The organism is Rhodococcus sp. KRD162 (assembly GCF_017168335.1).
Lineage (GTDB): Bacteria > Actinomycetota > Actinomycetes > Mycobacteriales > Mycobacteriaceae > Rhodococcoides.
The window spans coordinates 87,265-106,408 of the sequence record NZ_JABFAU010000011.1 but is presented as its reverse complement, the minus strand read 5'-3'; the positions used below and the strand labels follow the sequence as shown (position 1 = coordinate 106,408).

21 protein-coding genes are annotated in these 19,144 nt (G+C 62.2%); 7 read left to right on the top strand and 14 right to left on the bottom strand.

Going from position 1 to position 19,144, the window contains the following annotated elements; translation table 11 throughout:
• Complete coding sequence (locus J1M87_RS14985) at positions 1 to 726, bottom strand: aspartate/glutamate racemase family protein (protein WP_206490185.1); 726 nt, start codon at positions 724 to 726, stop codon at positions 1 to 3.
• Between the two features lie 170 nt (positions 727 to 896).
• Positions 897 to 2,315, bottom strand: a complete 1,419-nt coding sequence (locus tag J1M87_RS14980) for an MFS transporter (RefSeq protein WP_206490184.1) — start codon at positions 2,313 to 2,315, stop codon at positions 897 to 899.
• Positions 2,316 to 2,596: 281 nt separating this feature from the next.
• On the opposite strand from J1M87_RS14980, the gene J1M87_RS14975 reads away from it, so the two are divergent.
• Positions 2,597 to 3,241 (top strand): TetR/AcrR family transcriptional regulator, encoded by a 645-nt coding sequence (locus J1M87_RS14975; RefSeq protein ID WP_206490183.1) that lies wholly within the window; start codon positions 2,597 to 2,599, stop codon positions 3,239 to 3,241.
• 65 nt (positions 3,242 to 3,306) lie between these two features.
• On the opposite strand, the gene J1M87_RS14970 is transcribed toward J1M87_RS14975, so the two are convergent.
• The 8 genes from J1M87_RS14970 to J1M87_RS14935 form a co-directional block, all read right to left on the bottom strand.
• Positions 3,307 to 4,005 carry a nitroreductase gene (locus tag J1M87_RS14970; protein WP_206490182.1) on the bottom strand — a complete coding sequence of 233 codons (699 nt, stop codon included), beginning with the start codon at positions 4,003 to 4,005 and terminating at the stop codon, positions 3,307 to 3,309.
• 47 nt (positions 4,006 to 4,052) lie between these two features.
• Positions 4,053 to 4,454, bottom strand: a complete 402-nt coding sequence (locus tag J1M87_RS14965; RefSeq protein ID WP_206490181.1) for a Zn-ribbon domain-containing OB-fold protein — start codon at positions 4,452 to 4,454, stop codon at positions 4,053 to 4,055.
• Entirely contained in the window at positions 4,451 to 5,644 is a 1,194-nt protein-coding gene (locus J1M87_RS14960) for a thiolase family protein (RefSeq protein ID WP_206490180.1), read from the bottom strand. Before J1M87_RS14960 ends, J1M87_RS14965 begins: the two co-directional genes overlap by 4 nt.
• Positions 5,645 to 5,659: 15 nt before the next feature.
• On the bottom strand, positions 5,660 to 6,805 hold the full coding sequence (locus J1M87_RS14955; protein WP_206490179.1) for an acyl-CoA dehydrogenase family protein: 1,146 nt from the start codon (positions 6,803 to 6,805) through the stop codon (positions 5,660 to 5,662).
• Positions 6,806 to 6,892: 87 nt separating this feature from the next.
• Positions 6,893 to 7,342: a MaoC/PaaZ C-terminal domain-containing protein gene (locus J1M87_RS14950; RefSeq protein ID WP_206490178.1), complete on the bottom strand. Its 450-nt coding sequence runs from the start codon at positions 7,340 to 7,342 to the stop codon at positions 6,893 to 6,895.
• A complete protein-coding gene (locus J1M87_RS14945) occupies positions 7,339 to 7,905 on the bottom strand; it encodes a MaoC family dehydratase N-terminal domain-containing protein (protein WP_206490177.1) in 567 nt (188 codons plus the stop codon). Before J1M87_RS14945 ends, J1M87_RS14950 begins: the two co-directional genes overlap by 4 nt.
• A gap of 58 nt (positions 7,906 to 7,963) precedes the next feature.
• Positions 7,964 to 8,566, bottom strand: coding sequence for a PaaI family thioesterase (locus J1M87_RS14940; protein ID WP_206490176.1), 603 nt, complete (start codon positions 8,564 to 8,566; stop codon positions 7,964 to 7,966).
• 20 nt (positions 8,567 to 8,586) lie between these two features.
• Positions 8,587 to 9,087: a MarR family winged helix-turn-helix transcriptional regulator gene (locus J1M87_RS14935; protein WP_206490175.1), complete on the bottom strand. Its 501-nt coding sequence runs from the start codon at positions 9,085 to 9,087 to the stop codon at positions 8,587 to 8,589.
• A gap of 272 nt (positions 9,088 to 9,359) precedes the next feature.
• On the opposite strand from J1M87_RS14935, the gene J1M87_RS14930 reads away from it, so the two are divergent.
• The 4 genes from J1M87_RS14930 to J1M87_RS14915 all read left to right on the top strand — a co-directional run bounded on the left by J1M87_RS14930 (position 9,360) and on the right by J1M87_RS14915 (position 13,955).
• A complete protein-coding gene (locus J1M87_RS14930) occupies positions 9,360 to 11,216 on the top strand; it encodes a long-chain fatty acid--CoA ligase (protein WP_206490174.1) in 1,857 nt (618 codons plus the stop codon).
• Positions 11,213 to 12,310 (top strand): CaiB/BaiF CoA-transferase family protein, encoded by a 1,098-nt coding sequence (locus J1M87_RS14925; protein ID WP_206490173.1) that lies wholly within the window; start codon positions 11,213 to 11,215, stop codon positions 12,308 to 12,310. The genes J1M87_RS14930 and J1M87_RS14925 overlap by 4 nt, the downstream gene beginning before the upstream one ends.
• Entirely contained in the window at positions 12,301 to 13,167 is an 867-nt protein-coding gene (locus tag J1M87_RS14920) for a MaoC/PaaZ C-terminal domain-containing protein (protein WP_206490172.1), read from the top strand. The genes J1M87_RS14925 and J1M87_RS14920 overlap by 10 nt, the downstream gene beginning before the upstream one ends.
• A gap of 77 nt (positions 13,168 to 13,244) precedes the next feature.
• On the top strand, positions 13,245 to 13,955 hold the full coding sequence (locus J1M87_RS14915; RefSeq protein ID WP_206490171.1) for an NADPH-dependent F420 reductase: 711 nt from the start codon (positions 13,245 to 13,247) through the stop codon (positions 13,953 to 13,955).
• A gap of 134 nt (positions 13,956 to 14,089) precedes the next feature.
• Here J1M87_RS14915 and J1M87_RS14910 read toward each other — a convergent pair whose 3' ends face one another.
• Together J1M87_RS14910 and J1M87_RS14905 are read right to left on the bottom strand one after the other, a co-directional pair.
• Complete coding sequence (locus tag J1M87_RS14910) at positions 14,090 to 14,362, bottom strand: WhiB family transcriptional regulator (RefSeq protein ID WP_274610937.1); 273 nt, start codon at positions 14,360 to 14,362, stop codon at positions 14,090 to 14,092.
• 97 nt (positions 14,363 to 14,459) lie between these two features.
• The gene (locus J1M87_RS14905) at positions 14,460 to 15,290 is read right to left on the bottom strand and encodes a mycofactocin-coupled SDR family oxidoreductase (protein WP_206490169.1); all 831 of its coding nucleotides are present in this window, start codon (positions 15,288 to 15,290) and stop codon (positions 14,460 to 14,462) included.
• A 427-nt stretch (positions 15,291 to 15,717) separates the two neighbouring features.
• Here J1M87_RS14905 and J1M87_RS14900 point away from each other — a divergent pair, with 427 nt between their 5' ends.
• Positions 15,718 to 15,969, top strand: coding sequence for a helix-turn-helix transcriptional regulator (locus J1M87_RS14900; RefSeq protein ID WP_206490168.1), 252 nt, complete (start codon positions 15,718 to 15,720; stop codon positions 15,967 to 15,969).
• Between the two features lie 231 nt (positions 15,970 to 16,200).
• Positions 16,201 to 17,106 (top strand): DMT family transporter, encoded by a 906-nt coding sequence (locus J1M87_RS14895; RefSeq protein ID WP_206490167.1) that lies wholly within the window; start codon positions 16,201 to 16,203, stop codon positions 17,104 to 17,106.
• Between the two features lie 415 nt (positions 17,107 to 17,521).
• Here J1M87_RS14895 and J1M87_RS14890 read toward each other — a convergent pair whose 3' ends face one another.
• Together J1M87_RS14890 and J1M87_RS14885 are read right to left on the bottom strand one after the other, a co-directional pair.
• Positions 17,522 to 18,625 carry a zinc-binding dehydrogenase gene (locus J1M87_RS14890; protein WP_206490166.1) on the bottom strand — a complete coding sequence of 368 codons (1,104 nt, stop codon included), beginning with the start codon at positions 18,623 to 18,625 and terminating at the stop codon, positions 17,522 to 17,524.
• Positions 18,622 to 19,143: an HtaA domain-containing protein gene (locus tag J1M87_RS14885; protein WP_206490165.1), complete on the bottom strand. Its 522-nt coding sequence runs from the start codon at positions 19,141 to 19,143 to the stop codon at positions 18,622 to 18,624. The genes J1M87_RS14890 and J1M87_RS14885 overlap by 4 nt, the downstream gene beginning before the upstream one ends.
• Position 19,144 lies beyond the last annotated feature (1 nt).

Here is a 19,144-nt window from a genome sequence, read left to right as displayed (position 1 = left end):
TCAGCTCTGTCGATCCCTCATTCGACACTCGGTGGCCGCGGGCAACGCAAAGTCCACCGCCGCTCGGGCATGCAAACGTGTGGTGGGAAAAGTTGGTACGGCGAGGTCATCCGGCTTTATCAACAGTTCGACTTCGGTGCATCCGAGGACAATGCCTTCACATCCCGCGTCGATGAGTTCGTCGACCACCTCGAGGTAGGTGTCACGCGATTGCTCCTTGACGATGTTGTGACACAGTTCGTCGTAGATGATGCTGCTGACCGCCGCGCGGCCCGCGGCGTCCGGAATCACCAATTGCACCCCGCGAGCCGAGAAGCGTTCGCGATAGAAGGACTCTTCCATCGTGAACGCGGTGGCCAACAGACCGACCTTCGATAGACCATGCTCTGCCACAGCCTCGGCCGTGGTGTCGCCGATGTGCAGAAAGGGCACGTGGATCGCCTCTTCGATCCGCGGCGCGACGTAGTGCATCGTGTTGGTACACAATACGATCGCGTCGGCCCCTGCCGTTTCGAGCCGGCGGGCCGCTGAGACGAGCCTGGCACCGATCTCGTCCCACCTACCCTCGAGCTTGAGCGCTTCGATCTCACCGAAGTCGACGGATTCGAGAACGATGTGCGCAGAGTGCAAGCCCTCGAGCCTGTCGGCGACCATCTCGTTGATCAGCCGGTAATACTCGGCCGTGCTGACCCAGCTCATTCCGCCGATGAGCCCCAGTGTCCGCATTCGATCCACTCCTCATGGTCCAACTCGTGCGATAACGTGCGCGAACAACGATGACACTTCGTCTGGCAGCGACGAATCTCGGCCCCGTTCGAGCTTCTATCGAGCAAGAACAACCGTTCTGAAGAAGCTGGTCGGGACCAAGCCGTAACACCGGGACACACTGGCCAGAATTATTCGCTGCGGTCTCTGTGCGCAGGGAGCGCCAACGCAACCGCCGCGGTCAAGATCATGATGGCAGCAATGGCGTAAAAGGCACGGTTGTACGAATTCAGCAAGGCTGCCTTGTCGTTGCCGCTGGCCGCGGCGTAGGTGACCAACGCCGCCAGGCCAAGGGCACCTCCGACTTGCTTGGTCGTATTCATCACCCCTGACGCTGCGCCGGCATCTTCCGGCGCGATACCCGAGTTGACCGACGCAGTGAGCGGAGTGTTCAGCATGCCACTACCGATACTGAACACGATGGCAGGCAACAGGATTCCTGCCGCATAGCTACTGCCGCTCGTCAATTGGGCCTGCAACCAGAAACCAGCCGCGGCCAGCAGTGCACCTCCTGCGATGAGCACGCGGCCATCGACACGGCTCATCAACCACGGCGCGGCACCGGCTCCGACGGCAATCGCCACGATCGTGTGTGGCAAGAAAGCCAGACCGGTCTGAACTGGGCTGTAGCCCAGGATGTTCTGCATCGTGAGGGTCAGGAAGTACCACATAGGGTTCAGACACGCGCCGGCGAAGAGCATCGCCACGTTGCCTGCTGCGACCGAACGATTGCCGAAGATCCGCAGAGGTATCAGCGGCGAACTCGCGAACCTCGCTTCGAGCACCACGAACATGATCAGCAGCAGTACCCCGGTCGAGATGCAGAGCACGGTCGACCGGGCACCCCATCCGCTACCGGCTGCCTGCGTTATTCCGTACGCGAGAACGCCCAGACCGGCAGTGGCCACAACTGCCCCGCTGGCGTCCAGGCGTGGTCGCGGCGGAGTAGGCCGGTCGGCCCTGAGGTGTCGGACTGTCAGCACAACGGCAGCAAGTCCGACGGGCACATTGACGAGCAACGTCGATCGCCACGAAAGATACTCCGTGAGAACACCTCCCACCAAGTTCCCTGCTGTTCCCCCTGCAATACCCACTGCGGTCCAGGTGGCGAGTGCACGAGTTCGACGAGGCCCTTCTGGAAACGACGCCGTCAATATCGCCAGCGTTGTCGGTGCCAGAATCGCAGCACCCAGTCCCTGGACCGCCCGTGCCGCCACCAGGGTGCCGGCCGAGTCGGCCAGGCCTCCGGCGAGGCTGGCGGCCGAGAAAGCAGCGAGACCCACCAAGAAAACTCGCCGCCGGCCCGCCAGGTCCCCGAGTCTGCCGCCCAGGAGCAGGAATCCAGCAAACGTGAGCGCGTATGCGTTGACGACCCACTGCAGACCACCGTCTTCGAAACCGAGGGAGTCCTCGATCGACGGCAATGCCACGTTCACTACGGAAATGTCCAGTACCACCATGAATTGCGCGGCACAGACCACCGACAGTGTGAGGGCGGTCGATGCACGACGCGAGCGCTCACCGTCAGCCGCCGTCGCGCCATCGTGCATAGTTCCGCTCCTCGTGACACCGTCGTTGATACGTTTGTATCATACTTCGGGTCCGCGGAGATCCACTGTGGCAGCCGGCAGCAGTGCACCCACGGATCGTATTGTGCGGCAAAGTTGTTCGACCCGCGATAAACGGCTCGCGCAGAACACATTCGGAGCCCAGCGACCGGCGCTCCCCTTCCGAGCGCCACGCCGGCAGTCGACACCCGGACAGGTAGCGGGTGAACGCTCGTACCCGATACGGTTGAATTACCAACGATCGAACGACGTAGGAGCGAACCGTGCCGCGCACGCCCGACCACACTGCACGTCGCACTCAGATTGCAGAGGCACTGGTTCGCGCGGCCACTCGGGACGGTTTGCATGCCGTCACGATGCGATCGGTCGCCGCCGAGGCCGGTGTCTCTCTGCGTCTGGTCCAGTACTACTTCGTCAGCAAAGAGCAACTCCTCGTCGGTGCGCTACGCCATCTCGAGCGCTGCAGTCACGAACGCTGGGCTCAGCGGCTGGCCGACATCCCGCAGCCGCTCCCGGCGCGATCGGTAATCGAAGCGTTCGTGTCCGAGGCCCTCCCCACCGACGAATCCAGCCGGGTATTTCACCAACTGAGCATGTCCTACGCCGTCTTGGCGATGACGAACCCTCAGATCGCGGAGCAACCGTTCATCAGCGGTGTCGACAGGCTCGAGAGCGAGCTCATCGAGGTGCTCGAGGGCGCACTCGCCGCGAACGAGATTGCTCCCGACCGCGATGCTCACACCGAGGCCGTGAGGTTGGTGGCGCTGGTCAACGGCCTCGGGACCGGCATCCTCATCGGCCACTACACGGACGAACATGCCGCTGAGGTGGTGGCCTATCACCTCGATCGGCTCTTCGCGCCTGCACAACATGAGCGAGACGAGGCCGTCGACGCGGCGTACCGCTGAGCTGGAAGATCGTCGAACAGTAGTGCCTATCGGCTCAATTCAGTCTCGCTCCACGTCCGGCGGTGTCAACGGGTACTCCATTGGACGACCTGTTCGATGCCCGCGCGTCGCGTGCGATACGAGTTCGCAGGATGACCACGGTCGGCCCAGCCGAACGAGATACCGAGTAGCACTGCGCGATCGGATGGGATGTCGAAGTACTCGCGAACGAACGGTGAGTAGGTGGCCAGAGCGGCTTGCGGTATCGCGGACACCCCGCGGCTCTGCGCTGCGAGCAGGAAGTGGGCGACATAGAGACCGGTATCCAGTGCGCCGTACGCTCCTTGAGCGGCGTCGACGGTGATGACAGCGCAATGTGGGGCTCCGAAGAGCTCGAAGTTCTTCTGCGCCTGTCGCGCCGATGCCGCACGGTCTCCCCGCCCGATGCCGAGAGCTTCGTAGAGCTGCCAGCCACTCTCCCGCCGTCGATCCAGGTGCACGCCCGTGCACTCGGCCGGCATCGGGACATCCGGCTGCATGTCGCCGCCCTTGTCTGCGGCATGCGCGGACAGGGCAGTTCGGAATCGCTCGGTGCCGTCGCCTTCGGTGACTATGACCTGCCAGGGTTGGGTGTTGCACCATGACGCCGACCGTTGTGCTGTGTCGAGGATCTGCACGATGGTCTCGTGCGGAACCTGCTCGGGCAGGTAGGCACGGCAGCTCCACCGAGAATCGAGCAGTTCGGTGAGCGCGTCCGACAACCGAGTGTCAGTGGGGTTCTCCATCTCGTCCTCTCCTTCGACTCCGTCGGAAACCGTGCGCACGCCCGTGCTCATACGACCGTGAACTGGGCAACCACCCAGCCCTCCGCACGTCGCTCGGTGACCAGTTCCACCCGCCGGCCGATGGCCACGTCATCGGGCGCGGTCGCCACGATATTGCACATCAGCTGGGGCCCGGCATCGAGACGAACCGTCGCCAGGACGTACGGGAGTTGTTCCACATAACCGGGTGACGGCTGAATGTGCACCCAGGAGAACGACGCGATGGTGCCGCTTCGGGGAGCGGGTACCCACTCTACTTCGGCGGCCGGGATCGCCCTTGTCGGAGAGATGAATTCGCCTGTCACCAGCCGCGGCAACACGAACTGTCCTTCCCGCAGGGCGTCCCAATACGGTGCGGCGAACGCATCTCCTCGAGGAATGGGACGGTGCTCGTTGACGTCCTCGGTCATGAGCTCTCCCGACCGAGGACGAGGGTGGAATGTTCGGCCATCATGCCTCCGTAGGCGTGGATCAGCGCGGTGTCGGCAGCCACCTGGCGATCGGTGGCTTTACCCATCACCTGGTTGGCCCCCTCGACGATCATCGACATCCCGGACGCGTCCCCGCTGTGCCCGTATCCGATGAGTCCGCCGTAGGTGTTCACCGGAAAATCTCCGCCGGGCGAGGTACGGCCGGACCTGAACCAGTCTCCGGCACTACCGGATTCGGCGAAACCCAGGTGTTCGAGCTGGACGAGCGGCGCGAAGGAGAACGCGTCGTACAGCTGGGCGTGGTCGATGTCCTGGGGGGTGCGCCCACTCATGGCGAATGCCGCGCGACCGGACTCCGCGATACCGGCGATCCGGAGGTCCGGGCTCTGGCTGACGTATCCGTGGCCGTGATGTTGTCCGAAACCGAGGACGTAGGCGGGTTGGTCGGTGATTTCTCGTGCCAGATCGCCCGATGCCACCAGCACTGCTCCTCCGCCGTCACAGGGGATCGAACAGTCGAGGTAGTGGAATGGACTCGCGATCATGCGTGACGCGAGGACCTCGTCGACAGTGATCGGACCTTTGCTGTGGGTGATCGCGTCGGGGTTACGCAACGCCCATGCCCGTGCGGCAACGGACACCGCGGCCAGATCCTCGGCAGTCGTCCCGGTGTCGTACATGTACCGGGTGGCATATTGCGCGTAGAGGCCTGGGATGACCGCGCCGTGGAGGAACTCGAAATCCTCCTGGCACGCGTTGCGCACCATCTGCGCGGCAACGTCCGGTGCCATCTTCTCGAATTTCCCTGCGCCGACGCAGATCACGGCGTCCGCCATACCCGCGGAGATGGCCAATGACGCCTGCTGGACCATGTAGCCGTACGTGGCTCCGCCTGCATTGATCATCATCGCGAAACGCGCGGTGATGTCGAGTTCCTCCACCAGTTTCTCGTGAAAGAACGTGTCCGGGTGTGGTCCACCCATCTCGCGCGGAGGAGCCAACAGGCCGTCGATCCGGTCGACCGAGATTCCGGCCTCAGCGATCAGTGCCGAGATGACGTTCCGGTAGAGCTGATGTGTTCCGATATCGGGGTAGCGTCCGGGTCGTAGTTCGACTGCGGCCGCGATGGCGGGGGCATTGCGCAACGGGAACGTCACGTCGGTGGGCATCGAGGACTCGACCTGTCAGTAGGACTTGGGGAGGTTCAACGCATTTTGCGCGATGTGACTCAATACGATGTTGTTGTTCACCGGCGCAACCTCGTTGAGCTTGGCCTGCAGGAAGAACGGAATGATGTCCTGCCCCATGTCGGCGAATCCACCACCGAAGACCGTGGCGGCAGCGTTCGCTGCCTGACTGTAGGCGACGCTGGAGAGGTACTTGGCCATGTTGGCATCGAGTCCCACTTCGCCGCCCGCGGAGTACAGTTCCGTGGCCTTGTAGAGAAGCGCGCGTGCGGCCTCGATATTGACCTTCGCTATCGCCATCGGGTGCTGCACGGACTGGTAAGCGCCGATCGGTGTGTCGAACGGCGCTCGCGTGTTGGCATGATCGACCGCTCGTTTCAGGACGTACTCGGCCTGACCGATGTTCGCTGCGGTGACCATCATGCGCTCGGGATTGAGGCAGTCGAACATCACGTTGAGCCCCTTGCCATCCGAGCCCAGCATGCTGTCCGCCGGCAGCGAGACCCCGTCGAAGTTCACGACGTAGTTGCGCTCGGCGAGATGGATACCGAGGTCCATCTGCGTGGCGGAGATCCCGTCGGATTTCGGATCGATGAGAAACAGCGAAATGCCGCGAGTCCGGTTCTCGGCATCGTAGGGCTGGGTTCGCGCGACCACGAGGCAGTGGGTGGAATCAGCGAATCCCGTGATGTAGTGCTTCGTTCCGTTGAGCACGTACGAACCGTCCTCCTGCTCGATGGCAGTCGATCGAATCTTGAACGTGTTCGTACCCGCGTCCGGCTCGGTGATTGCGAAGGAGAACAACACATCTCCCGACGCGGTGCCCGGCAACAGCGTCTTCTTCTGCGCGTCGGTGCCGTACTTGACCAGCGGGATGCGCGACATGAAGTTCGGAACGACGTTGCCGAGAAATAGACCGTCCTGGCCGAGCCAATCGATCGCACTGGCGAGATCGGTCATATCGCCACCGATTCCGCCGAACTCCTCGGGAAGGGCGATGCCGAGCAGTCCCGTCTCCGCCCACAGGTCCATCAGTTTGGTGGCGGGTTCGTTCTTGCGTCCCTGCTCTGCCATGTACTTCCGGTCGACTCGCTTGGCGATGTCGGTGCAGATCTGGCGGATAGCTTCGAGGTTCTCACTCATGACTGCTCACTTTCGTAGCGGCGCAACGCAGGGGCGTACGTCGATGTTCGATTTCTGGCTGGGTGCCTGCTGGCGGCGATCAGGAATTCACTGTGATCGGTAGCGATGTGTGGTCGACTCGGCTCGGACTGCGACTCCGCGATCGGTCGACACTTCGACAGTGGCGTCGACCTCGACGCTTTCGCCGCCCCGTCGGACAGCGAGAATTGTTGCTGTACCGCGGATCTCGTCCCCCGGATACACGGAATCGACCATGGCGATCTTCCGCCTGCGAACCCACGCATCGGGTCCGAGGTGGTCGGTGATCGCACGGTCGACGAACCCCTGCAACGCGATGGTGTTCAGGTACATGTCCGGCTGCCCTTGGCTGCGCGCGTAGGCCGGCGAGTGATGCCCGGGGAACAGATCCCACGTCGACACCGGGACGAGGATCACCGTCTGCTCGGTGACCTCGAGGGTGACGGACGGCAGCACCGTCCCTGCCTGGAGCTCTGCCCAGGCTTCGTACGATCCGAGACCGGTAGCGCCGTGCGTCATCGGTCCGCCTCACCGAATCGAAACATGACGTTCTCGATGTCGGCTATCGGCCGTCCTTCGGCATCGACGTAGCGGAAAACAGTGGTGACGAAGTGCCCGGTGCCCAGGCGGGTGGTGCGCTCGGGTGAGATGTCGACGACCTCGTCGTGATAGGAGATGACCTCACCGGCGAAGAACGGGCGGTGGTACACCGCGTCCGTGCTGACGTTGATCAGCGTACGGCCGGGTAGCGGCACCTGGAACACGGCGAGATTCTGACTGCGGGCACCGTCGGGCCGCCACGGGAGCGGAAGGACCGTGCCCTGGACCAGTGCGGGCGGCGCAACCGGTCCCCCGAAGATCTGTTGCGCGAGTTCACGATCCCAGTAGATCGGGTTCGCATCCTCGATCATGGCGCAGAACATCGCGACGGATCCCTCGCCGACCGGAACGTCGGCGACATACGTCGGGCTGCGTCGACCGACGTGCGCAACGGCCTCGTCGTACGTGCCGACTGCCGGGTTCGAGGACGTGTGCACCGGCTGCGATGCTCCGGTCGAGTCCTCGTGCGTTGCAGTGGTCATGCCATCAGTGTGTAACCACACTCCAATTTTGTCAATACAACGATATTCAACATGTTGATTATTTTCGCAGCGCGAGCATCAATGTGCGACACCTGGCGGTCACATGATCGGCCGCCGTGGCCACCTCACCCGTGACCCACAACTTGCGACCGTCACGTTCGGCGACACGGGTTCGAACCGTCAACGGTTCCCCGTACGGCGTGGCATCTTCGAGATCGACCTGCAGTGAGACCGACAGTGCAGCGATCCCGAGACTGCGTACGGCGAAACCGCAAGCGTGATCGAGAATTCCCGCGACGACGCCCCCATGGACGCGGCCGGGAGGGCCTTCGTATGCGACGGACAGCGAGAAGTCCGCTTCGTAGCTCCCGCCGACGTTCGATGTCACGTGTAGCGGTGGGGCGATCGGGTTCCCCGACGAGTCATACGGATTGATCGACATCCGCATGCCTCGCTCCATCTCTCGCCGATGATCGGTGACCGACGGCGGCGGGCCGAGCGCAGCACATGCTTTCTCCACGAGCGCCCCAGCTTCCACGAACGCCTCGCGGTCCATCTCGACGCACACGACCGCGTCCAGCAGGGTTCGGATCCGCGCCGCGAGCTCCGCCCTCTCGGGGTGCCCGTCGGTCACCGACGTGGAATGGTCCGCGACTGCCATGGTCATCCTCTTCCGCTGGATCACTCCTCGGGACACACGGTGTTCAGGATTCGACTCAGAGTCCCGATGTCCCTGGCCGCCAACTCCTTCAAGCCGAATTGCTGCTCGGCCAGCTTCGTCATGATGTCATCGACACAGCGCTCACCGTCGTCGGTGATGATCGCCAGCACCGAACGTCGATCGCCCGGATCGACAACTCGTTCGGCCAAGCCGAGCACGGCCAGTCGATCGACCGCGTTCGTGATGATGGTGCCATGCACTTGGAGCGCAGTCGCTATCCGCCCCAACGGAATTCGCGTAGCGGGCGCAAGGTGCAGGATAGTCAGCACCGACCACTGCGGACGACTGAGCTTGTACTGGCGCAATACCGATTCGATGGTCGCACCGACATGCCGTTCGACGCGCATCAAATGCAAGGCGACCCCGTACCGGGAACCGGCCCCGTATTTGGCGTCGACAGCTTCACGATAGGCGCTCAACGGACCGACTCCGCCATCGACCGCGTCAGAGTTCTCGATCATCGTTCTCGCTTCCGTCCCGCCCGTCTGTCCTCCACGTGCGCTGTCCGCAGAATCCACCTGCCGATGCCATTGAACCAGAAGGTGGATTCGACGACATGGACTGCGAGCTCGCCGCGGACGTGGCCGCGCAAGATTTTACTCAAGAACTTGATACTCGACATTTTGAATATCTTGTCGTACTGTGGCTCGCACCACACCGCCGGATGCACTGCCGACGCAGCGTCGGCAGTCCGCAGTGGCGCACAGGCGCCGGGCGAGAAGAGAGGTTTCGAATGGCCGAGACAGCGACTGACCTGGGTTACCCAGCAGAGACCGACGTATCGGGGATCGACGGAATTGTTTCGGTCCCTGCGGCATTCGATCGCACCGTCGAGAGGTTCCCCGATGCTGTCGCATACCGGACGGTCGACGACAGCACGCGTCTGACGTGGTCTCAGGTCCAGGACGAGGTCCGCGCGTGGTCGGCAGCGATGCACGGTATCGGTGTGCGCCGACACGGCAGCGTCGCCCTGTTGATGGTCAATCGGCCCGAGCACCTCATCGCCGACTTGGCGTCGATCCACCTGGGTGCCGCATCGACCAGCATCTACAACACCATGCCGCCGGCTGACATGGCCTACGTCGTGGCCGACGCCGGCGCAGAACTCCTCGTCACCCAGGCCGCCTTCGTCCCGGCGATTCGCGCCGCTGTGCTGAACCACGGCCTCGAACTGCGACACTTAGTCGTGTTCGACTGCGACACAACCGAACTAGAGCCCATAGCCGGGGTCGTTCTGCACAGTCCTGCGTCCTTCCTCCAGCGCGGACCTGGGCCGGACTTCGATTTCGAGCAGTCCTGGCGCACCGTCGATTCCGAGGACATCTGCCACGTCATCTACACATCGGGAACGACCGGCACTCCGAAAGGAGTCGAACTCTCGCATCGGTCTGCCCTCGCGTGCGCCGACGTCTACCGCACCGTCGCCCCGGTCGCCCCGGGCCGTCGTCTCCTGTCTGCGTTTCCACTGGCACATGCCGCCGAGCGAGTGGTCACGTATTTCCTCCCCATCGTGCAGGGGCACTGCGTGACGTTCTGTGACGACGTGCGTCAACTCTCCCGGTACTACATCGAGGTGCGACCGGCCTATGTGTTCATGACTCCCCGCAGCCTGGAACGGTTCAAGGCGACCATCGAACGCAACATCGCGCTGGAAGAGGACCCGACCCGCCGCGCACAGATGCGTCGGGCGGTCGAGTTGGGGAGCGAAGTGTTCGCTGCCGAGCAGAGTGGCACTCCGCTGACCGACGCGGTGCGCCGCGAGTGGCGGGCCACCGGTGAGACCCGGCGCGAGATCCTCGCCTCGGTCGGGCTGGACGGCGTCGAATACGCCGGCGTAGGCGCAGCACCCGTGACCGTGGATCTGATGGCCTTCTTCCTCGGCCTCGGACTCTCGGCGCGCGAAGGCTACGGGTTGACCGAAAGCGGAGGCCCCACCGCCCTGGGACGGCTGCAGCAGCCCTACCGAGTCGGCTACGCCGGGTGCGCCAGTCCCGGGATGGAAATCAAGCTGGCCGACGACGGCGAGGTTCTCCTGCGTGGCACCGGAATGATGACTCGTTATCGCAATGATCCCGGTGCCACGGAAGCTGCGTTCGACGAAGACGGTTGGTACAAGACCGGTGACATCGGCGTGCTCAACGAACTCGGTCAACTACGGATGGTGGACCGCAAGAAGGAACTCATCATCAACTCCAACGGCAAGAACATGTCGCCCGTCAAGATCGAGTCGAGGATCAAGAACTCCGGAACCCTCGTCGGACAGGTGGTCGCCTTCGGTGATTCCAGACCGTTCGTGACCGCATTGATCACTCTGGACCCAGAAGGACTGGAGGTCTTCCAGAAGAACAACGACATCGAACCGGGCACCTCCGTCCACGAGCTTGCCGACAACGCAGCTGTTCGTGCGGCGCTGCAGGCCCAGATCGACCGCGCGAACGAGCAGCTGTCCGAGGTCGAACGGGTTCGCGCCTGGACGCTGCTCACCGAAGACTGGCCGGTCGGCGGTGACGAGCTCACTCCGACCATGAAGCTGCGTCGCCGGTCCATCACCACGAAGTACGCCGACCGGATCGACGGTCTGTACGCATGAGCGATCCGAATTCCAGTGGTCCACTGGCCGGCCTGCGGGTGGTCGAGCTCGCCGGGATCGGCCCCGGCCCGTTCGCGGCGATGATTCTCGCGGACATGGGAGCCGATGTCGTTCGGATCGACCGTCCAGTTCTGGACACCCCGATAGCTGCTCGTTACGACCTTCTTCGCCGTGGGCGACGCACACTGGCCATCGATCTGCGCACTCCGACAGGGCGTTCCGAGGCACTCGCCGTGATCGCACACGCCGACATACTCATCGAGGGCAACCGACCCGGTGTCGCCGAACGACTGGGGGTTGGCCCCGAGGAGTGCTGGGCCCAGAACCCCAAGCTCGTGTACGGACGGATGACCGGTTGGGGACAGGACGGTCCACTGGCCCATACCGCCGGGCACGACATCACCTACTTGGCCCTGTCCGGCGCGCTTCACGCCATCGGCTCCGCGGACGGCCCGCCGGTCATGCCCGTGAATTTGCTGGGCGACTTCGGCGGCGGCTCGATGTACCTGGTGTCCGGACTTCTCGCTGCACTGTGGGAGACACAGAGGTCAGGCAAAGGGCAGGTTGTCGACGCGGCCATCATCGACGGTGCCGCCTCGCTGACGACGCTGTTGCACGGCCTGGTCGCCGCGGGATCGTGGTCCACCGACCGAGGAACGAACCTTCTCGACGGTGGACGGCCCTGGTACGACATATACGAGACCAGTGATCATCGATGGATGGCGGTAGGTGCCCTCGAGCCGAAGTTCTTCGCCGAGTTCTGCCGGCTCTTACCGCTGGAGGCGGACGAGAGCGACCGCGCCGACCCGTCCAGATGGCCGAAAATGAAGCAGCGCATCGCGAACGCGTTCGCCACCCGCACCCGAGACGAGTGGGACGGCGTCTTCTCCGACTCCGATGCGTGCGTGGCTCCGGTTCTCTCGCTCACCGAGGCGGGCGAGCATCCCCATTTGCGCTATCGCGCAACCTACCTCGACGTCGACGGCATCAGACAGCCTGCGCCGGCACCGCGGTTCGACCGAACTCCCACCGTCATCTCCTCGACCCCGGCGGCCGCGCTGACATCGGAGGACGTGTTGTCGACGTGGCGCTGATCGAACGAGTCGGTGTCGTCATGCCCCACTACTGCGAGGATCCAGCCGACTACGCGGCGACACTCGAACGACTCGGATTCGGCCACGTCGTCGTCGACCCGACGATCGCCGTGCTGTTGGCTCTCGGGGCAACCAGATCACTGACCGTCGTGACACGACACGGCCGCGGCGACAGAATTCTCGACGGGCTGCCGGCCGCCGCCGCGCGACGACTGAACGCGTCCTCCCGGTACCCCGATGTCGACATCACAGCGGCCGATATCGACGATCCCGCAACCCTGCGCCACCGATTATCTCGAGCCGCAAACACGTCACCGAGCCACCGCGTGACAGTCCGGTTGCCCGCCGACGGTCACCGGGGAATGCTCCTGACCCTCGCACTCGACGTGGTCACCGACGGCCACGCCTTTCGGCAGGGTCCGCGCCGCACCGCTGATGACCTCGAGATCGGCCAGATCATCGATCTCGGATCGGTGACTGCCACCGAAGACGATATGGTCGCTTTCGCGCAGCGGTGGGATCCTCTCGACTTCCATCTCGACAGGCCACGAGCAGAACGTTCTCCTCTCGGAATGCTGTGCGCCAGTGGCGTGTACACGCAGGCGATGATCCAGTCCATGACTGCACGCACCATGCTTCGCAACTTCGCTATAGTGGCGGGACGCGGCAGCACCGGATTGAGACTCTTCCGCCCCGTCACGCCGGGCATGACATTGCACGGGACGGTGGAGGTCGTCGCGGTCGAACCTCGATCGGAGGCGCAGTCGCTGGTCACGATCACATCGCGACTGGACAGCGACGGCGACAGAATCATGGAACAGACTGGGCAACTCGTCGCTCTGCGATCGGCCACCTGACCCGTTTCTCGCATATACGGCAACACTGGATCTCCGGAATCGGCGGATCACGAGCGGAAGTAAGGGCAGCAAGCCACATGGACATCGGAATAATCGGGGCCGGGCTCATCGGCGGAACCCTGGCCCGCGCGTTGGCGGGCACAGGAAACTCGGTGAGAATCGCACATTCTTCCGACCCCGATACATTGACGGATTTCGACGACGACTCGCGCATCAGACCGATGTGGGCGTCATCGGCGGCGAAAGACGTGGACCTCGTCGTGCTCACCATTCCGATGAAATCCGTCGATCGCCTGTCGCCGAATCTGCTGAAGACACTGGGGTCGGTACCGATCGTGATCGACACCTGTAACTACTACCCCGTTCGGGACGGCCGCATCGATGCATTGGATACCGGTACCGCAGACAGTGAGTGGGTGACATTCCGACTCGGTCGTCCGGTCTACAAGGTGTTCAACAACATTTCGGCACCCAGCCTGAAGTACAAAGGGTCGGCCGACCCGGCAAGCCGAGTCGGCCTGGCGGTGGCCGGTGCCGAATCCGAGGACAAGAAGATCGTGTTCGACCTGGTCGACCTACTCGGGTTCGATCCTGTCGACGGAGGAACGCTCGATCAGTCGTGGCGGCAACAGCCGGGCACGCCGACGTATTGTCGAGATCTGAACGCTGTCGAACTTCGAGACGGGTTGGCCGCCACCCTGCCCTCGAGAATCCCGGACTACCTGAAAGCACGAGATTCACTCACCGATATGGACGCAGCCGTGGCGAGGACCCGAAGCAGGATGTGACCCTACGGCCGATGGTGAATTCACTTCCAGCGCAGTGCATTTTGCACTGGCACCGAGATCGACAGGCAACGCGATACCGGTGACGACGACCGGTAGGCAGTGTCGAGTCATTTCGGCTGTACCGACGAGCTCTGTCAGGCGTTCCTCGTACGTCGCCGTCGTTCCCGGTGCGTGAGTCCGCCCCATATTCCATCCGGTTCGCCGTACGTCATAGCGTGTGCCAAACAATCCGCTCGGACAGGACACTGCACACACACAGCTTTGGCAGCCGATTCAGCACTGGCGAGATTGGTCCACTGACATTCGGCGTCCGGATAGAACATCGAGATCGGCATCGTTCGACATTGGGCTTCGAGTTGCCACCGCCAAGCCTCCAGAGTCGGAGACAATGTCGCATTTGCTGGCATGAAAATTCCATCTGTGTTCACGGCCGACAGAACGGCTCCGACTTCGGTCCACGTGGCGGACTGGGGCTGCGCGACTCCGTCGCGCGTCCAGCGCAGTTTATTTTGCGCTGGCACCGAGATCGACGGGCAATGCGATACCGGTGACGTACCGGGCTTCGTCCGAGGCGAGATAGAGCACCGCGTTCGAGATATCGCTCGTTTCCACCCACGGAAGGGGCCAGATATTCGGAGCCGCATACACCTCTGCAGCATCGTCGAACGTCGGGTTCTCCAGATCGGGCCTGAAGGCCTTCCTGATCATCTCACTGTCGAGCATCGGAGTACGCACATTGGTCGGATGAATAGTGTTCACCCGCACCCGATGTGGCGCGAGTTCATGAGCGAGCGACTTCGCCAGGCCGGTGACGCCCCACTTGGCAGCCGCGTACGAGGCAGCTCCCGCCGCACCCTTCAAGCCCATCAACGAACTGGTGATGATGATCGAACCACCCGACCCCTGATCGATCAGATGAGAGGTCGCCGCCTTCGTGGTATGCCACACCCCGGTGAGATTGGTGCCGATCATGTTCTGCCACTCCTGCTCCGACTGTTCATGAGACGGACCCATCGTCAGGATGCCGGCATTCGCACAGACGATATCCACATGCCCCAGCTCCGAGACCCCGGCATCGACCGCCGCCTTCAACTGGTCGTAATCACGCACATCCGCACGAGTGGCATGTACACGCCGCCCGAGCCCTTCGATCTGACGCACCGTCTCAGCGAGATCCTCCGAAGTGGAAGGGACATAATCGATTCCGGTATTCGCACAAATATCCACCGCAATGATGTCAGCACCCTCCGCCGCCAACCGAAGCGCATGCGAACGCCCCTGTCCACGAGCAGCTCCGGTGATGAACGCAACTTTGCCTTCGACGCGACCAGCCATTGATCTTCTCCGTACTCCCAGCCCACACAAGGCATCGATTCGATGAATGAAGCAATCCGCCTCACACGACAACCCACCCCACAAAAGTGGCGTCGGTCACTACAACAACCAGTAGACCCCCCACCCACAACACTGTCCAATGCATTTTTCCGAAGTGGCATATACGGCGGACGTATTCAGATCATCCGTCGGTTCCACGACCCCGTTTGCTCGTCTCGAGCGGGGTCGGCTGCGAGGACCGACGGATGCCAACGAGCCAGGAAGGGCATCAATGGTTGATGGGGGTTCTCGACGGAAGCATGAAAATCCTCTGCACGACGCCCTCGAGTTGGCCTACCATGACAGACAGTGATTACTGCACTGAGTGCAACAATGCGTGAGGTCGTGCGGCCGAACGTGATCCAGAAGCCCGGATGGAGTCCGTGAAATGATCGTGTCCCGTCGACCTGCAGGTCTTGCAGATGACTCGCCTTCGCTCGCTGCGTTGAGCAATCGCGAGCATGACATCCTGAGGCAGATCGTGGCAGGCAGGAGCAATCCGGAAATAGCTGCGGAGTTTTTCATCAGCGTAAACACCGTGAAATTTCATGTAGCGAACATTCTCCGTAAACTCGAGGTTCGTTCGAGACTGGACGCTGCGGTATTGTTCACGGCAGCGGGTTCCGGCGGTTCCGAGTGAAGAACCCTCGAACTTTTCGATAGACATCGCGGCGCTGACGTGACGCAACATTCATACGCGCAACGAATAATTCGTGCTCGTAATTATCATTTGAGTTCCCCGCGCAGCTGAGGCAGGATTGGTCGAGCGAGACCGTTAGGAAAATCAAAAAAAGCCGAACTTTGCAATATTTGCGCAGCAAACATCATAGGCATACGGTGCGGCCAGGATCAGAGAGCGAACACTGTGCACATGAGGAAGAGCAGCATGTTTGTCTCCGCGCAGTTTACCGGAGTGTGCTTTGTCGGCGGTACCGGGTTCTTCTTCATCTCCGTCGCATTGACGGGACTCTCCTTTGGTCAAGTTTCATGGTTTCGGATTCTTCTCGGTTGTGTCGCAATGCTTCTCGTGGTACCACTTGCGTCGAGGTTCGACATTCCGAAGCAGGCGTATGTTTGGTTTCAAATATCGATTCTGGCGATGCTGAATTTGGTTGTCCCCTTCTTTCTCTTATCATGGTCTCAGCAGAGCATTCCTACCGGCCTGGCAACGATGTACATGTCATTCGTACCGATTGCGGCCGTTCTCTTCTCAACCATCCTGTTTCGCGTCGAGAAGTTGTCAGTCGTCCAAATCATCGGACTATTGGTTGGAATCGCGGGCATAGCGACCCTGCTCGCGCCATGGAACGGCAGTGGCGGTGCGGATTTGTGGGGAAGTGTCGCATGCCTTTCAGCCGCCGTGTCCATCGGCTTCAGCTTCGCATATACACGCAGACTGTTGAACCAGATCTCGATCTCGGCATCATTTCTGGCATTGTTGGAGTTCTGCGTAGCGACGGTTGTCATGTTGGCCGCGACACCTTGGATTTCGCTGGGCGAGGCGCGATTCAGCCTCAGCGTCGTGGCAAGCCTCGTGATATTGGGTTTGATCGGGACCGGTTTCGGTGTGATGTGGAGTCTGAACGTGGTCCAGGCATGGGGGCCATCGCGAGCATCGATGTCGACATTGCTGTCCCCCGCGATCGGACTTTCCATCGGCATCGTCTTCCTCGGCGAGTCGCTGCACTGGTATCAGGCACTCGGAGGTACGGCGTTGGTTCTCACCGTTCCCCTCATGAATTCAGCACGCCATCCGCGGCCCGACAGTGATCAGTGAATTCGGAATCGAGAGAGATATCGTTCGATCGTTGCTGCAGGGCCTGGCGTCTCGACCCGGTACCACCGGTCGACCGGCACGGACAGACCGCACAGGGTCGGTTCGAATATTGTGGCTACCCGGGTATTTCGAGTTTGCGTCGACACAGCTCCAGGAGCTCGAGCCGAACTCGAGGTGGACACCGATAGTGGCCCTCCCGCAAGATGAGTTCGAGTCTTGTGAAGTACTGAGCGGAGGAGATTCCGAACTGGACGAAAATCTCCTCCGCATGCCCACCACCCCAGTGCCGCCACGTCATCGCGTACTCGAGTAACTCACCACCCCGATACACGTCCTTACTGGTACGTGCCCCCGGCGGTGGAGGACCTGCACTTGGTTTCTGCGAGCGGCGCATCGGGATCTCACTTGCTGATAGTCATGGTCGCAGTGCGACCTTCACCGGTCGGGTATCGAGCAGGTAGGCGGCGGCCCGAATTGCGGTGTCCGCTTCTTCGAGCGGATACACGTCGGTTACCCAGGTGCCGATGTCGATGCCCTCTTCGAGAAGCTCGACTGCCAAGGCGAACGCGTCGTCGACGGCATTCGGGTGGGACAACGGGTTCACCAGAGTGATCTCACGCTGCAGAAGCGACGGCCAGTCCACGGGTTGCTCGGCCGGCGTCGTGACGGAAACATTGACGACGGTCCCCATGGGGCGAACAAGAGTCAGGGCAAGCTGTTTGGCGCTTCCGGAACCCGCCGTTTCCACTACGACGTCGACTTCACCGCCGGCGTCGCGAATTCTGTGCACGGTGGTCTCGACGGCTTCGCCGCGGGCGATCGCCACCGTGCTCGTGACGCCGAACTCGCGGGCCTTCGCCAAACGGTCGGCGTCGGATTCCAATCCGACCAGTGTGACCGTTGCACCCTTCCGCACAGCCGCAAGGGCACAGGCCAGGCCTTGTGTACCTGGGCCGATGACCGTGACATGATCCCCGCTGCGAGTGTTTCCGCACTCGACCCATCTCAGGCCGTTCGCGAGCGGGGAGCATGCGATGAGGGCAGTGCGCTCAGACAGTGCCGCCGGCACGCGGTACACCAAGGCGTGAGCGGGAACGAAGACGTGGGTCGCGTAGCCACCCCACAGGCCCGGCTTCTCGGACATGGGCAATGTTCCGTAGCCGCTGAAGACGTTACGTCGTTCGCACAGGTAGTACTGGCCCCGGTCGCAGGTGCGACAACCATCGCACGGCCACCGAGATTCCACAGTGACCAGGTCGCCGACTTCGAGGTCTCGATCGGCTGCAGCCTTGTTGCCGATCTTCTGGACCCGGCCGATGATCTCGTCGCCGAAGACAACCGGGGCGAGCTCGTTGAGCCAGGAGAATTCGCCCTTGTACATATGCAGCTCTGAACCATCGACACCGCACAGAACGACCTCCACGATCATCTCGTCCTCGGCGAGATCAGGCAGAGGAATCTCCTGAATGGCGAACGTCTCGGGTGCCAGATAGGCGACGACGCGAGCGGTATTTGTCACGGAGTACTCCTGTTGTCTTTCGGTGGTTGGTTGAACCGAGTGGCATCGGCGGTGAATGTCAGAGGGGCGAGACGGTGCCCTGTTCGATAGACGTTCCCGAACAGGTACGTCCCCTCGAATGTGAGTTCGGGCGCGAGCGAGGTTCCGTGAGTGCTGGTTCCCTCCACGGACGTGACGAGATCTGGAAGCCAGGCCAATGGCGATCTGACCGAGATACGAGACGGGTCGGCCGGTTCGATGGCCGTCAGAACCCACCTGCCGTCTTGTTTCTGAACAGCAGGTTCGGCGATCACGAGATCGAGCAGACCGTCGTGTCCCGTGAACCGAATTCCTCCGGCGAAAAAGTACTCTCCCGCAACCGTATTCGACTCCTCTCGCTGCGGAAATGTGAACTCTCCACCGACCGGGGTGCACCCGTCGAAACACTGCTGCGAACCGTGTGGGAGACCGCCGATGTACTGGAGAAATCCGGCGTCGACACCCCATACAAGTTCGGTGCGATCACTCGCCGGGCTCATC